Source organism: Bacillus sp. EB106-04-04-XG123, assembly GCF_058791855.1.
In genome coordinates, this window is record NZ_JBYTDZ010000002.1 from 706,893 (window position 1) to 720,075 (window position 13,183).

Annotated in this window: 13 protein-coding genes and 1 riboswitch; of the genes, 2 read left to right on the forward strand and 11 right to left on the reverse strand. The window is 42.9% G+C overall.

The genetic code is table 11. The features are described from left to right. Positions 1–9: 9 nt before the first annotated feature. The gene (locus AC3WTB_RS09030; RefSeq protein ID WP_041087658.1) at positions 10–1,128 is read right to left on the reverse strand and encodes a sugar ABC transporter substrate-binding protein; all 1,119 of its coding nucleotides are present in this window, start codon (positions 1,126–1,128) and stop codon (positions 10–12) included. Positions 1,129–1,299: 171 nt separating this feature from the next. After that, a riboswitch (SAM riboswitch) is annotated at positions 1,300–1,409 on the reverse strand. Positions 1,410–1,506: 97 nt separating this feature from the next. Continuing rightward, entirely contained in the window at positions 1,507–2,934 is a 1,428-nt protein-coding gene (locus tag AC3WTB_RS09035) for a right-handed parallel beta-helix repeat-containing protein (RefSeq protein WP_251180940.1), read from the reverse strand. 368 nt (positions 2,935–3,302) lie between these two features. Here AC3WTB_RS09035 and AC3WTB_RS09040 point away from each other — a divergent pair, with 368 nt between their 5' ends. Together AC3WTB_RS09040 and AC3WTB_RS09045 are read left to right on the forward strand one after the other, a co-directional pair. Then, on the forward strand, positions 3,303–4,394 hold the full coding sequence (locus AC3WTB_RS09040; protein ID WP_039182437.1) for a branched-chain amino acid aminotransferase: 1,092 nt from the start codon (positions 3,303–3,305) through the stop codon (positions 4,392–4,394). Positions 4,395–4,489: 95 nt separating this feature from the next. After that, the gene (locus tag AC3WTB_RS09045) at positions 4,490–4,684 is read left to right on the forward strand and encodes a hypothetical protein (protein ID WP_099663799.1); all 195 of its coding nucleotides are present in this window, start codon (positions 4,490–4,492) and stop codon (positions 4,682–4,684) included. Between the two features lie 19 nt (positions 4,685–4,703). Here the strand turns inward: AC3WTB_RS09045 and AC3WTB_RS09050 are convergent, their stop codons facing one another. From AC3WTB_RS09050 to AC3WTB_RS09090, 9 genes are all read right to left on the reverse strand, one after another. Further along, entirely contained in the window at positions 4,704–5,102 is a 399-nt protein-coding gene (locus AC3WTB_RS09050; RefSeq protein ID WP_099663800.1) for a hypothetical protein, read from the reverse strand. 122 nt (positions 5,103–5,224) lie between these two features. Next, a complete protein-coding gene (locus AC3WTB_RS09055) occupies positions 5,225–6,553 on the reverse strand; it encodes a 6-phospho-beta-glucosidase (protein ID WP_251180939.1) in 1,329 nt (442 codons plus the stop codon). Continuing rightward, entirely contained in the window at positions 6,550–6,876 is a 327-nt protein-coding gene (locus AC3WTB_RS09060) for a PTS lactose/cellobiose transporter subunit IIA (RefSeq protein ID WP_039182451.1), read from the reverse strand. Before AC3WTB_RS09060 ends, AC3WTB_RS09055 begins: the two co-directional genes overlap by 4 nt. A 27-nt stretch (positions 6,877–6,903) precedes the next feature. Next, positions 6,904–8,253 carry a PTS cellobiose transporter subunit IIC gene (gene celB / locus AC3WTB_RS09065; protein WP_492333610.1) on the reverse strand — a complete coding sequence of 450 codons (1,350 nt, stop codon included), beginning with the start codon at positions 8,251–8,253 and terminating at the stop codon, positions 6,904–6,906. 14 nt (positions 8,254–8,267) lie between these two features. Further along, positions 8,268–8,573 carry a PTS sugar transporter subunit IIB gene (locus AC3WTB_RS09070; protein WP_003214824.1) on the reverse strand — a complete coding sequence of 102 codons (306 nt, stop codon included), beginning with the start codon at positions 8,571–8,573 and terminating at the stop codon, positions 8,268–8,270. 122 nt (positions 8,574–8,695) lie between these two features. Further along, positions 8,696–10,639, reverse strand: coding sequence for a BglG family transcription antiterminator (locus AC3WTB_RS09075; RefSeq protein ID WP_492333611.1), 1,944 nt, complete (start codon positions 10,637–10,639; stop codon positions 8,696–8,698). A gap of 237 nt (positions 10,640–10,876) precedes the next feature. Then, positions 10,877–11,491, reverse strand: a complete 615-nt coding sequence (locus AC3WTB_RS09080) for a class F sortase (protein WP_492333612.1) — start codon at positions 11,489–11,491, stop codon at positions 10,877–10,879. A gap of 59 nt (positions 11,492–11,550) precedes the next feature. Beyond that, complete coding sequence (locus tag AC3WTB_RS09085) at positions 11,551–12,942, reverse strand: copper amine oxidase (protein WP_426052429.1); 1,392 nt, start codon at positions 12,940–12,942, stop codon at positions 11,551–11,553. A gap of 122 nt (positions 12,943–13,064) precedes the next feature. Further along, positions 13,065–13,178 (reverse strand): small protein YxzF, encoded by a 114-nt coding sequence (locus AC3WTB_RS09090; protein ID WP_223250414.1) that lies wholly within the window; start codon positions 13,176–13,178, stop codon positions 13,065–13,067. Positions 13,179–13,183 lie beyond the last annotated feature (5 nt).

The window sequence follows — 13,183 nt, forward strand, 5'->3', positions numbered from 1 at the left end:
GCACGTCGCTTATTTTGTATAATGCTTCTTCAAGGTCTTCATCCAATCTTCCTCAAAAGCAGTCGATGAACCGAATCCCTTCACTTCGTCTGCAAGATTGACCATGTTAATGGCTTTTCCTGCTTGTTGAAGCTGCTTTTGCGAGATGAGAGAGGCCTCAAGGTCATAGGAAGATGGTGTTTTCTCACCAGCTATTTTCTTCGCAAGAATCCTCACGTCGACTGCGCCGATGAGCTTCGGATCAACCGCTGCTGTGTACTTCCATGGACTGTCCTTCGCTGTCATTTCTTGAAGATCAGCATTTGACACATCAATCCCATAAATCTTCACTTCTGTTCTTCCTGCTTCCTTTAACGCTCTTGCTGCCCCAATGGCAAAGGCATCCCATGTGGCAAAAATAGCGTCCAGTTTGCCCTTTGGATACTTATTCAGCATGGCTGCTACTGCATTTTGCGTTTGAACAGACGTATCAGAAGAGGCTACACCAAAGCGGTCAAGCTCCTTGATCCCTGAATGTTGTTTGAGCGTTTCTTGATAGACCTTATTTCGTCTCACCATTGGCGGGAATCCATCTACCCATAGGTACGCAATATTTGCTTTTCCTTTAAAATCAGAAACGAGCGCGTCTAATGATTTTTTCGCTAATTGTTCGTCATCTTGAGACGTCACTGTGACTCCTTTGATGTCCTTTAGCTTAGGATTTGAATCAAATGCTACAACTGGAATGCCTTTCGCTGTGATCTTTTTCACATCAGCGACTGTCGCCTCGTCGTCCCCGTGAGAGATGATAAAGCCATCATAATTTTCCTCCAGCGCCTGAGAGATGGCATCATGGAATTTTGCTGTATCACCATTTGCGGTGTAGACATCTACCGTAAAGCCGAGTGCTTCACCTTCTGCCTTCGTTCCAGCTAAAAATTGAGCTGTATGATCGTCTCCTCCAATTTTGCGGATCACTTTAATTTTTGCCCCCTGTCCCTTTGCAAATCGCTTCGGTACATTGTCAAAAGAGACTTTTTCGTTTGCATTTGCCTTTGAGCCTGCACTTGATCCAGTGCCGCAGCCAGATAATAGGACGGTTAATGCCGTTAATAAGACAAGAAATGATGTAAAATGCTTACGCTTCATTGCTGTTCCTCCTCAAGTTGTTTTAAATTTTTCACATCGGAAAACTAGGTAAAAAAGTGGAAATACGCCTGTCAAACAGGCATTTGATTCGAAAAAGAGACGAAAAAAAGCCTCTCTTGGAAAGAGAGGCTTGATCACCGTTGCATGAAACATGTATCGGGAAGTCTTCCTCTCTTATCTGTCAAAGCTGTAACAGCTTTGCAGGAATTAGCACCAATTTCTACAATAGAAACGGTTGCTGGGCGTCATAGGGCCAGTCCCTCTGCCTCTCTTGATAAGAGATCCGTTATGAAATTTGTTTTCGTTGAAATGTCTTCTTTACTTTAATGTGATGTCACATCAATGTCAATGACTTTTTTGAAAATTTCTAAAATATCATCAGCTTCCGATAATTTTCTTAGCAGGTGATGATTTCTTCAGACGGAAATCATATTTTTTCTCATTCACAAATTGTGGGTTGAGATGGGCTGATCCTTTATCTTGACCGCTATTAGAGAGATAGGTTTTGTAGCCTTCCATCCATTTCCCGCGCCAAATCCACTGTGATGCTTTCGCACCTTTGCGATCATCATAAACGTTCTTCTGGAAGGTATTCTTTTGGTTCACTTGATAAAGATTCACGACTAAGTAATGCGAGGCGCTAGCCGTCATGATATTATTCGTGATTCGATTGTTCACTGCTTGATACTGCATTAGCAATTGGCCGCCTTCTAAGCCGGCTGTGTCATTTTTGTACAAAATATTATGTGAAATCGTCGTATTGGTTGTACCGCCACGCTTCGTATCATAGCCGCCAATAGATATGCCTGTATAACGGTTTAAATATACTTGATTGTGTTCGATGCGGATGCGATCTGCCATTTTTCCTTTATGTTCGCTTGTGACTTCAATCCCCAGGTCATTGTTATGTGAGATGTTATGATCGATCACAATGTCTTTTCCGCCATCAACATAAATTCCGCCAGCGGAGATGTCGCTTCCATAGGCTGGGTTCCCTGCACTCGTAATCTCATATACCTTGTTTCTAGAGACGACTCCATTTCTAACTTGATCATACTTTTTAGAGGGTGCTACGTTCTCGAAACCAATTAAATCAATGCCAATATTATCAGTGTGCCGGACCGTGTTATGTGTCACACGGAACTTTTTGACGTTTCCATTTAGCACAAGCGCTTCACTGAAGCCCAGTTTTAATTTTTCAACGGTATTTCCTTTGATTTCAATGTCTTCTATTGCTGCAGGAGCTTTTGTCCCATAGACAGCAATTCCATGTGCATTTCCATTTTCATGTTTCGTCTGAATGTCATACACTCGGTTATTGAGCAGTTTTACGCCTTTACCGCTTCCTTTGATGAAAATACCAACTGGTGTTAAATCTTCTTTATTCGTCTTAAGATGTCCTACAGTGAGGCCTTTGAGGGTGATGTAGCTCTTTTGATCGACCGTGACAAGACCGCCATCGGCTTGATTTCCTTTAAGGGATGCCCCACTAATCACAGGTTTTTCTTTTCCGTAAGCTTGAAAGACAACGGGTGCTTTCTTTGTTCCGGAATAACGGACAATCAATTTCTCTTTGTATGTACCGCCTCTCATGTAAATGGTTGTCCCAGCCTTCGCCATACTTGCTGCTTTTTTCAGCGTGCGGAAAGGTTTTTGCTTTGTTCCCGGGTTTTTGTCGTTTCCGTTTACCGCTACGTAATAAGCTGTGCTTTGCTTAGCACCAGCTTCCTCTGTCATCGCTTGACAGCCAAAGCTGATCATGGACATGAATACAATGAGTAAAATGCTTGGTATCACTCGTTTCATCTTGTTGTTTGCTCCTTTCCCTTCTCTTCTTCCTTTATCGGTTAAAAAAAAGAGGATTAAAATATGACAATGTCCCTTGCAATGTACTAGTCAAAAGGTGTATGGTTGAAAGAATATCTTACAGGAAAACCATTCGTTTTTAAATTGTCAGATTAATCAGTTAATAACGTATTTGGATTTTATTTCTTTTTTAAAAAGGGGGGACATGAGCCAAACTGACAGCAGAGAGAAGGAAAGCGCTTTAACAGATTTTTCTTGTCTGAATTCCAGAAAACCTATTGCTAATATTTTGTGAAGGTATAGAATAGAATCATAATTATTTCATATTATTAGAATTTTCAAATAATCAAACAGCAAGGAGATTTACAATGCCAAAACAACCCATCCGCGTTGAACTTAGTTCAACAAAAAAACCAAAACCTCAATCTGATCAACTTGAATTCGGAAAAATCTTCACAGATCACATGTTTGTGATGGATTATTCAATTGATAAAGGCTGGTATGATCCAAGAATTATTCCTTATCAGGCTATTCCAATGGACCCAGCTTCGATGGTCTACCATTATGGTCAATCTGTTTTTGAAGGATTAAAGGCTTATGTTTCTGAGGATCAAAAAATTCTCTTATTCCGTCCAGAAAAGAACATGGAACGCTTAAACAGATCCAATGACCGCCTGTGTATTCCGCAAATTGATTCAGAAACAGTATTAGAGGGCTTAAATGAACTCATTCGCATTGATAAGGATTGGGTACCTGATGCAGAGGGCACTTCCTTGTATATTCGTCCATTCATTATTTCCACTGAGCCGTATTTAGGCGTTGCACCGTCTAGCACGTATAAGCTGATCATTATCTTATCTCCAGTGGGATCATACTATAAAGAAGGCATTCATCCGGTCAAAATTGCCGTTGAAAATGAGTTTGTCCGTGCCGTTAAGGGTGGAACAGGAAATGCCAAAACAGCTGGAAACTATGCCTCAAGCCTTAAAGCACAGCAAGTGGCTGAAACGAAAGGATTTTCACAAGTTCTTTGGCTTGATGGGGTCGAGAAAAAATACATTGAAGAAGTCGGCAGCATGAATATCTTCTTTAAAATCAACGGAGAAATCGTGACGCCTGAATTGAACGGCAGCATTTTAGAAGGCATCACACGTAACTCTGTACTTGAGCTGTTAAAGCATTGGGGAATTCCAGTCACAGAGCGCAAAATTTCAATTGATGAGTTAATTGAAGCACATCAATCTGGCGAGCTTGAAGAAATTTTTGGGACTGGAACGGCGGCCGTGATCTCTCCTGTCGGGGAATTAATTTATCATGATCAGCCATATGTGATCCAAAATGGTCAAACAGGCGAAGTATCCAAGAAATTGTATGAAGCCATTACTGGCATCCAAAAAGGAACACAGCCAGACATCTTCGGCTGGACAGTTGAAGTTGACTCGGTCGTCAAGCAAGCATAAGCATGTAAAAGAACCTTTCATTCACGAAGGGTTCTTTTTTGTTTATTTACCTCTCCAATATACCTTATAATGGTAATAAATTAAGGAGGGATGGTATGTTTTTTACTTATCTATTAGCGTTCATTGGGATCTGTATCGGATCGATGATCGTCGCTACTGGTTTCGACGATTCACCGTTCCTCACCCGGTTTCTATTTAAGGCGCTTGGGATTTCTATCCTTGCTCTTTCCATCTCTTTTGTAAAGGTTAGACGAAAGAAGTTACAGAAACAAAAGGCGAAAAAGGCTTAGTTGACTCGTCTGCTTCCCATCAAATCGTGCACCAAAACAAGACCGATACCCCAACAATCGCCCCAGCGTATATCCACTGTTTTCCCTTGATGCTTCGCTTTCTTTCGATCAGTAAAAAAATCTCAGGCAAAAAGATGATCATGATTTCTAGGATAAAGACAAGATAGTAAACAAGCGGCATCGGCTGGAAATCAAACTTTCTTGCATCTCCTCCAATCGTTGCGAAATACATCAACAGGTTAGTCACTGGAATGGTGAAACAAACAAGCAGGCGGAGAACATAAATCCACACATAGTCCTTATGCCGAATGAGACCAACAAATGAAGCAATAAGGCCATACAAAAACAAGATCACTGTGCCATAACTCATGACAGGCTGTACGACAAATCCGTAAAGCATTAAACCAATTGCAACCATATTCCAACAGTCCTTTCTTTGAAGCCATACATGCTGTTTTTTCTATCATACACTTCTTTCTCCAGTTTCCATATGAAGAAATCATAAAAAATGACCCCATAAAAGGGGTCACTCATTATGTGTTAAGCATTGACTGATTTGAAGAATTGCGGTAAATATTCACGATGCGCTTCAAGCATTTCATCTAAAATTTGCTTTGCAATCTCGTCAGATGGGACGAGCGGGTTGATCGTCATCGCAACAAGAGCCGTCTCGTAATCTCCAGTTACAGCCGCTTCAGCTGCCACACGCTCGAATGATTTGATTTGTTGAACGAGCCCTCTGACAGCTACAGGCAGATCACCTGTCGCGATTGGCTTTGGTCCGTCCTTCGTAATGATACAGTTTACTTCAACCGCTGATTCAGCCGGAATGCTGGCAATCGCCCCTTTGTTCACTGTATTGACTGGTTGAATGTCGTGCTTATCATTATAGATGGAGCTGATTAAGTTACAAGCCGCATCGCTGTAATAGGCTCCGCCTCTTTTTTCGAGCTGCGGTGGTTTAATCGACAAATCAGGATCTTTATAGAGCTCAAATAGTTCCCGCTCGACCTGCTGTACAACCTCCGCTCGTGTTCCTTTTTCTTGAGCCGCCTTTTGTTCTTCTTCCAGCATATCTTTCGTTTTATAGTAATAGCGGTGATACGGACATGGGATGACCCCTAATCCTTTCACAAAAGAAGGCTCCCAGTTTTTCGCTTCAATGTTTTTCATGGACCACTGGCTGTTTGGATTTCCTAGTTCATCAAGCACTTGATCCATAATGCTGACCCCGTCTAAATATACGTCTAATCCATAGACCATGTGATTGAGACCGGCAAACTGTACCTCAATGCGTTCTACATCCACTTCAAGCGCCTTAGCGATTCCCATTTTGATCCCAATCGGCACATTGCATAGACCGACGACTTTTTTGAGATTCGTGTAGCGTAAAACAGCTTCTGTGACCATGCCGGCTGGATTCGTAAAGTTCACAAGCCATGCGTCTGGGCAAAGCTCTTCCATATCCTTCACAATGTCTAAAATGACCGGGATGGTCCGAAGGCCTTTAAATAAACCGCCTGGTCCATTCGTTTCCTGACCGATGACGCCATATTTAAGCGGTATTCTTTCATCCTTTGCCCGTGCTTCCAGCAGTCCTACACGAAATTGTGTCGTCACAAAATCTGCGTCCTTTAAGGCTTCCCGGCGGTCAAGAGTCAGGTGTACCTCAATCGGTAGACCTGCTTTTTCGACCATACGTTTCGCCAGAGCGCCCACGATGTTTAACTTTTCCTGACCCGCTTCAATATCCACAAGCCATAATTCCTTTACAGGCAATTCATGATATCGTTTAATAAACCCTTCGACGAGCTCAGGCGTATAGCTCGATCCACCGCCTATTGTGACAATTTTGATTCCTTCTTTCATGAATTGACACCTCCGAGTTGCTTCATTTTTTCATGGAGCTCAATGATTTCTGCTGCGAGCTCCTTAACGGTCATTGCGTTCATGAGATGATCCTGCGCATGAATCATGAGGAGGCTAATATCCGTCTTTTCGCCCCTGATTTCTCCTTGGATCAGCTCTGTCTGTGCGTGATGCGCCTCATTTAACGCGTCTTGTGCTTCCTGCATTTTTTGCTTCGCCTCATCAAAATTACCTTGCTTTGCACACGTAATGGCTTCCATCGCTGAGCTTCTGCCATTTCCGCCGTGCAGGATGAGTTGAAACACAATTTGTTCCATTTCCATCGGCCGCACCCCCCTTTGTTCCCTCTATTACATGCTGACGACATTTTCATCAGTTGATGCTTTTGTTTCTAGCTCACTTTCTTCTTTCAATTTCTGCTTATCCCACATTCTAAAGAATGGGTAGTATAGAGCAAATGACAACGCAAGGTTAATCAGCTGCATGACAGCACCAGAGATTTTACCTCCTGTGGCGAGATAGCCTGAAATGATTGGCGGCATAGTCCATGGGACAGCAATCCCTGCCGGTTTTGCCACAAGGCCTGTGCTCATTCCGATATATGTGGTGATGATCATCATGATTGGCGTAAGGATAAACGGAATGAGAAGCATTGGGTTCATCACAATCGGCATTCCAAAAATGATCGGCTCGTTGATGTTAAAGATGGCTGGCCCAATGGCAAGGCGGCCAAGCTGTTTCATTTGTTTACTTCTAGCACGTAAGATCATGGTCAGCACCAAAGCTAGCGTTGCACCGCTTCCGCCGACGTTGATGAAGATTTCAAAGAACTGCGCTGTGAAAATATTCGGCAGCACTTCTCCTGCTTGAAATGCAAGACGGTTCTCATCCATTGCACCGAGCCAAATTGGCCCCATGACGCCCCCGACAATGGTTGCTCCGTGAATACCACATGCCCATAGGAGCATTTGCACACCCATCGCAACGATACTGCCGCCTAAGCTGCCACCAAGAATGGAAAGCGGTGTGCCAATTAAGACCGTGATGATATTATGAATACTCTCAAAAGGTGTCATCTCAATCACAAGTCTAGAGACCCAGATCAGCGTGATGACCACAAAACCTGGAATAAGTGCAATAAACGATTTACTGACTGCTGGCGGTACACCATCAGGCATTTTGATGACGATATTCCGCTGTACAATAAAGCGGTAAATTTCGGTTGAAAGCATGGCAATAATCATGGCAACGAATAAACCTTTACTGCCCATCAGTGTGACAGGAATTCCTCCGCCAACTAGGATAGCTTCTGTTGAGCCTTCAGGTGTGAAAGGTACTTGATATGGAGTAGCCAACAGGAAAGCCGCAACAGCGATCGCACCAGATGATAGTGCATCAACGGCATACTTTTCAGCTAGCCTGTAAGCAATCCCGAAGGTCGCAACAAGTGCCATAATGTCAAAGGTTGCATTAACAGGATAGGATAGTTTCGTGGCCCATTCTGCTCCGAAGATACTTGCCATAAAATCGCTGTATCCTGGGATCGGAAGGTTGGCTAAAATGAGAAACAGTGAACCGACAATAATGAGAGGCATCGTTAAAACAATTCCGTCACGCAATGCTTGTAAATGTCTTTGAGCGGCAATCTTCCCTGCAAACGGCATGACCTTCTCTTCTAGAAATCGGTTGAATCCATTCATCCCCTCCGCCCCCTTTATCCGTTCACTAGCTGTTCAGCAGATTTTAAAACCTCGGCGCCATTACATACGCCATAATGCACGGTATTAATTACGTCTACTGGTATTCCTTTTTCTTCTCCGAGCTTTTTCATTTGCGGTAATAAATATCGAACCTGAGGTCCTAATAAAAGCACATCGGCTTGATCAATATGATTTTTCGCAGAATCTCCAGATACTGCCCAAATACGATAATCTTTTCCTTGTTCTTGTGCGCTTTTCTCCATTTTTGTGACAAGTAAGCTTGTAGACATACCTGCTGCGCAAACCAATAAGATATTCATGTGTAAACGCCCCCTTTTCAAAGTGTGAAGCTATTCTTTACACATTCATCATATTATGAAACCGCTTTCATAAACACCCATACTTTTTCCTTTAGGAAGCGGAAAAAGTTAATATCACACAGTTAGTTCTTGTACGAAGGAGCCTTTTTATACATGATATCAAGCATGTCTTCAAATGTATCACAGGCGATCAGGTGCTGAATGAATTTCACATTATGCACAAGCTCCCCCAGCAGGCGGTACATGCCTTTTAAATCTTTGGCATTCTCTTTTTCGACACAAAGCAGGCAGACAAATTGAACCTTTTTCTCTCCCCAAATGATTGGTTTTTCTAATGTACATATCGCCCAAAACGTCTCATCTGTCAGCGGCGTCATCGGGTGCGGAATCGCCGTATAATGTCCGAAAGAGGTAGGAGCAGCCTTTTCTCTTTCCATGACAGATGGTGTGAGCTCAGCTGGCGCTAATCCCATATCGATGACTTTTTGCGTTAAAAAGGTGATGACCTCTTCTTTTGTGTGAAAGGTGCGTTTTGTAAAAACCAATTCCTTTTTCATATATTGCGAGGCCAATGTCACCCTTGTTTCACTCGTCAGGGCTTCTTCAATTTTTAAAAAATCGCCGCCTCCCAAAATGGTGTTCACTTGAATGACTGGAACCGGTAATTCCATATGAATTGGAATGGTTGTAATAATTAAATCCAGTGCATGTAAAGAGACATGCGGAAGCGAATATAGCTCTGCTGTTCCTAAAATGGTCAGTTTTGATCCAAATTGTGAACGCAAACGATCCTGCAGCAGCCTTGCACTCCCTGCACCAGACGCACAGACAATGAGACACCGCTTCGGCGGGATCTCCATTTTCCTCCGCTCTAAAGCCGCACCAAAATGAAGCGCCATATATCCGATTTCATTCTCATGAATACTCAGCCCCTCCTCTTCTTCAAGGACCCTGCTGGCGATAATCCCCGCTTCAAAGGCAAGTGGATACCCCGCTTTTATTTCATCAAGCATCGGATTTCTTAAGTTCATTCCATATTTACATCGGTTGATGGCAGGCTTTAAGTGCAGACTCAATCCAATCATTAGTTCCGTATCTCCGGCTAAATCAAGCTGCAATTTTTGATCAATGGCCTTCAGCATGAGCTGTACAAGCCGACTCGTGTCATCATCGACAATTTGTTTTTGACCGCTCGAGGAAAAGGACTGTACCATTTTGGCTGTTCCTAGTAAATGAATGGTGATATAGACGATTTCCTCTTGTGGAAATGAGACATCCAGCAGCCCTTCAAGACGCTCCACCATTTTTTTAGCGACCTTGTATTCTTTTGCCCGCGGAATTTCGCTGATTTCCTCTGGAAGAACAGATACATAGTTTCCGTGTCTAATTCGTTTGCAGGCAATAGCAACATGAACGATTAAATTATTCATGCAAATGTCTGATAGATTCATGCCTTCCTCATTGATATAATCTATCATTGTTTTCTGAAGCAATTCGAGTTCATGCTTTGGCAAAATGGTGACCGCTGTGTTCAGCATCGTTTGATAAGAACGACGTTCATTGAATAAATATTCTGACATGCAATAACGAATTTTCATCTCTGATCCCTTGATCCGGCAGCCTTTGCTCGGCTTCGCTTCCAGCTTCAGATCAAAGGGCTCCAGCTTACGTTTGACCGATTTCACATCGTTGCTCATCGTCGATTTACTAATAAACAGCTGCTCCTGTAAATCCTCCAGCTTCACATAGGATTCTGCCAAAAGAAGCCTTTTTAAAATAAACCGAACTCGCTCCTCTGGCAGCACAGCAAGCGGCTCTTCCTGCTCAACCTCCTCCTTCATAAAACGGCGAAAGGCATTCTCATCGTTGATCAACAGCTCATAGCCAGCTCCTCTTACAGCTGTTACAGCTGCTTGATAAGGGGCAAGACGGTCGTTCAGTTCCTTTATGTCTGTACGAATGGTGCGGCTTGTCACTTGTAAACTGGCAGATAGTGCAGCGCTTGTGAGCGGGGTCTCAGCTGCCATGAGCTGACTTAAGATGTGCGCCAGTCTTTTACTCAGCATCAGATCGGCCTCCTTATGTAGGGGTGGAGAATCTGCCTTGTCTGGACAGGTTGTATACGCTTGCAGTTCTCTTCATTACTCATATTCTACTGAAAAGAAATAAAAATTGCCAACTCATTTATATGACAAATGCCCCTATTTATACAACTAACCATATCTAATGTCCTATGAATCTTTTTGAAAGATACTTGCGAAAACCACGAAAAAAAGGCGTACACCATCGTGTATCCGCCTTCTTTATGAAGAGATCATCTGGGTAAAGACAACCAATCTTTTTTCATGCGTGCCTGTAGCATGATCAAATGTCCCTGTACAAGTGATTAAATTGAGATTCCGTGTAAAGGCGTATCCAAAAAACGCATTGGGCTTCTCCTCACGCGGATAGCTTCTTACTTTTATGACTTCAAAGGTTCGCTTTTTCCCCGATGAGGACGTGACGATCACCTTGTCTCCTTTTTTTAGCTCCTTTAATCGATAAAAAACCGATGGCCCCCATTTATTATCTACATGGCCATTCATGACGGCATTCCCTTTATCTCCCGGTTTTGGACCATCTTTAAACCAAGCTGTGTTGTCTGTATCCCGAGGGACACCCATACTGCCATCCTTTAATAAAGCTGTTTTCTCCACTTTTGCTTTGACATCAATAGCGGGAATGGCGATTTCAGCTGGCACAATACCAGATGGCTCGTCTTTTAATGTATCGTGTGAGTGGTTCTGTTTCTCAGCTTGATGTGTGGTCATTTCCTTAGAAGCTACTATGTTTTTTGAGGATGACGATTCATCCATTGACTGTGATGAACAGCCTGTGATGATGAGAAACGAAAGAATGCTGAGCAGCCAATTCTTCATCTAAGCCGGCCTCCTTTTGAAGAAAGGAACGGCACGATTGTGCACGTTCCCATCTGTCTTTATGAGTTAGAATTTGATGCCTTACGGCGATTAAGGAAGAATGCACCTGCCACGCCGCCTGCGAGGATCAAACTTGCGATCATTCCCACAAATGCTTCATAGGACATGCCTAAAGGACCGGCTGTGCCCCCCATACCTGTTTTCGGCATTTCATTAGGCATGTTCGATTTGAACAGCTCAGGATGCTGATCAACAATCGCTGCTGCGACATCCTGACCAACCATGAACATATGACCATAAGCCTCTCTCACTGTCGGGTAAAGCTGATCATATTCACCATTATGATAAGACGTATATGTTTTGATCAGCTCATCAATATGTGTTTTCAAACCAGCTTCTAAATCAGCTGCCTTCAAACGTCCATCTGTCGCTTGATCTAGGAATTTCGCTTGCTTCATTCGATACGCATCTAAATCTTTGACAGCCTTTTCTTTTGCTTGATGATCCCCTGATGCATCCGCTTTGACATAATCAACTAAGTAACCGATATGGCTTGACCAAATGTCTTTGAATTGTTTGCCTGCATCCTTACCATAAACAGATGCAATTGCATCAGATAAATCATTTGTGTTTTCATTTAAAGCCGCTGCTGCTTGCTCAAAGTCCTTGCTGCCATCATTTCCTTTTTGCATGGCAACTACTGCGAGTGCCAAATGCTCTGAGAACAAGTAGTTTAAATCTTCACGAAGATCCGCTGCTGGTGTATCCACTGACTTTTGATCAAATTTCCCAGGAAATTGATCTGTGATGGCCCATGACACGCCTTTTCCTACCTCAAACATATGATGAATGGATTTTCTCACCGTTTCATAGGTCGTATCAAAATCCTTTTCATTATAGCTATCAAACGCTTTTAGCAGTTCGTTCACATGCATCTTCAAGCCCTCTTCAAGCTCACTTGCTTTCAGTCTGCCGTCTGTTGCTTGATCGAGCATATCGGCTTGTTTCATTCGATATTGGTCAAGCTGCTTGATCGCTTTCTTTTTACCTGCATCATCTTTTTTCGCTGTGGCTTGTACATAGTCAACAAAGTAGCCGATATGACTTGACCAAATGTCTTTGAATTGTTTGCCTGCTTTTTTACCATACACAGAGGCTATTGCATCTGATAAGTCATTCGTGTTGTCATTTAAAGCCGCCGCTGCTTGATCGAAGTCTTTACTGCCGTCAATTCCTTTTTGCATCGTGATCACCGCTAAATAGGCATGCTCTGAAAACAGCTGATCTAGTGCTGCTCGAAGATCTGTTGCTTTATTTGATACCTCTTGTGACGAAGACGTCTTCTTCGCCTCCCCATGCATATGTCCTTCGTGTGCACTTGCGCTATGAGCCGCCGGGAATAGTAACGCTGCGCTCAGTGGAATGGTTAACATTGCTTTCTTCATGTTCATCTTTTATTTCCTCCTCTTTCCGTTTGTTATGTACTTAACGGAGAGAGGGATGAAATGGATCATTCGATTCTATTATTTTTTTTACAACACAGGATCTGTATGTTTACATAAAAAAAGCCGGATTATCCGGCTGATACGTTACGACGTTTAGATGCTTTTCGCTCTTTATATATTTTCCTCACCACTGGATAAATCACAGGTGCCCATTTGACAATTTGTTTCAGCCATTTTTTCATTTCTC

Bases quoted from the DNA above. Each gene is read 5' to 3' on its own strand.
- AC3WTB_RS09090 (WP_223250414.1), bottom strand. From the start codon at position 13,178: ATGAAAAAATGGCTGAAACAAATTGTCAAATGGGCACCTGTGATTTAT.
- celB (WP_492333610.1), bottom strand. From the start codon at position 8,253: ATGAATGGATTCAACCGATTTCTAGAAGAGAAGGTCATGCCGTTTGCA.
- AC3WTB_RS09055 (WP_251180939.1), bottom strand. From the start codon at position 6,553: ATGAAAGAAGGAATCAAAATTGTCACAATAGGCGGTGGATCGAGCTAT.
- AC3WTB_RS09070 (WP_003214824.1), bottom strand. From the start codon at position 8,573: ATGAATATCTTATTGGTTTGCGCAGCAGGTATGTCTACAAGCTTACTT.
- AC3WTB_RS09085 (WP_426052429.1), bottom strand. From the start codon at position 12,942: ATGAACATGAAGAAAGCAATGTTAACCATTCCACTGAGCGCAGCGTTA.
- AC3WTB_RS09030 (WP_041087658.1), bottom strand. From the start codon at position 1,128: ATGAAGCGTAAGCATTTTACATCATTTCTTGTCTTATTAACGGCATTA.
- AC3WTB_RS09075 (WP_492333611.1), bottom strand. From the start codon at position 10,639: ATGCTGAGTAAAAGACTGGCGCACATCTTAAGTCAGCTCATGGCAGCT.
- AC3WTB_RS09080 (WP_492333612.1), bottom strand. From the start codon at position 11,491: ATGAAGAATTGGCTGCTCAGCATTCTTTCGTTTCTCATCATCACAGGC.
- AC3WTB_RS09040 (WP_039182437.1), top strand. From the start codon at position 3,303: ATGCCAAAACAACCCATCCGCGTTGAACTTAGTTCAACAAAAAAACCA.
- AC3WTB_RS09045 (WP_099663799.1), top strand. From the start codon at position 4,490: ATGTTTTTTACTTATCTATTAGCGTTCATTGGGATCTGTATCGGATCG.
- AC3WTB_RS09060 (WP_039182451.1), bottom strand. From the start codon at position 6,876: ATGGAAATGGAACAAATTGTGTTTCAACTCATCCTGCACGGCGGAAAT.
- AC3WTB_RS09035 (WP_251180940.1), bottom strand. From the start codon at position 2,934: ATGAAACGAGTGATACCAAGCATTTTACTCATTGTATTCATGTCCATG.
- AC3WTB_RS09050 (WP_099663800.1), bottom strand. From the start codon at position 5,102: ATGGTTGCAATTGGTTTAATGCTTTACGGATTTGTCGTACAGCCTGTC.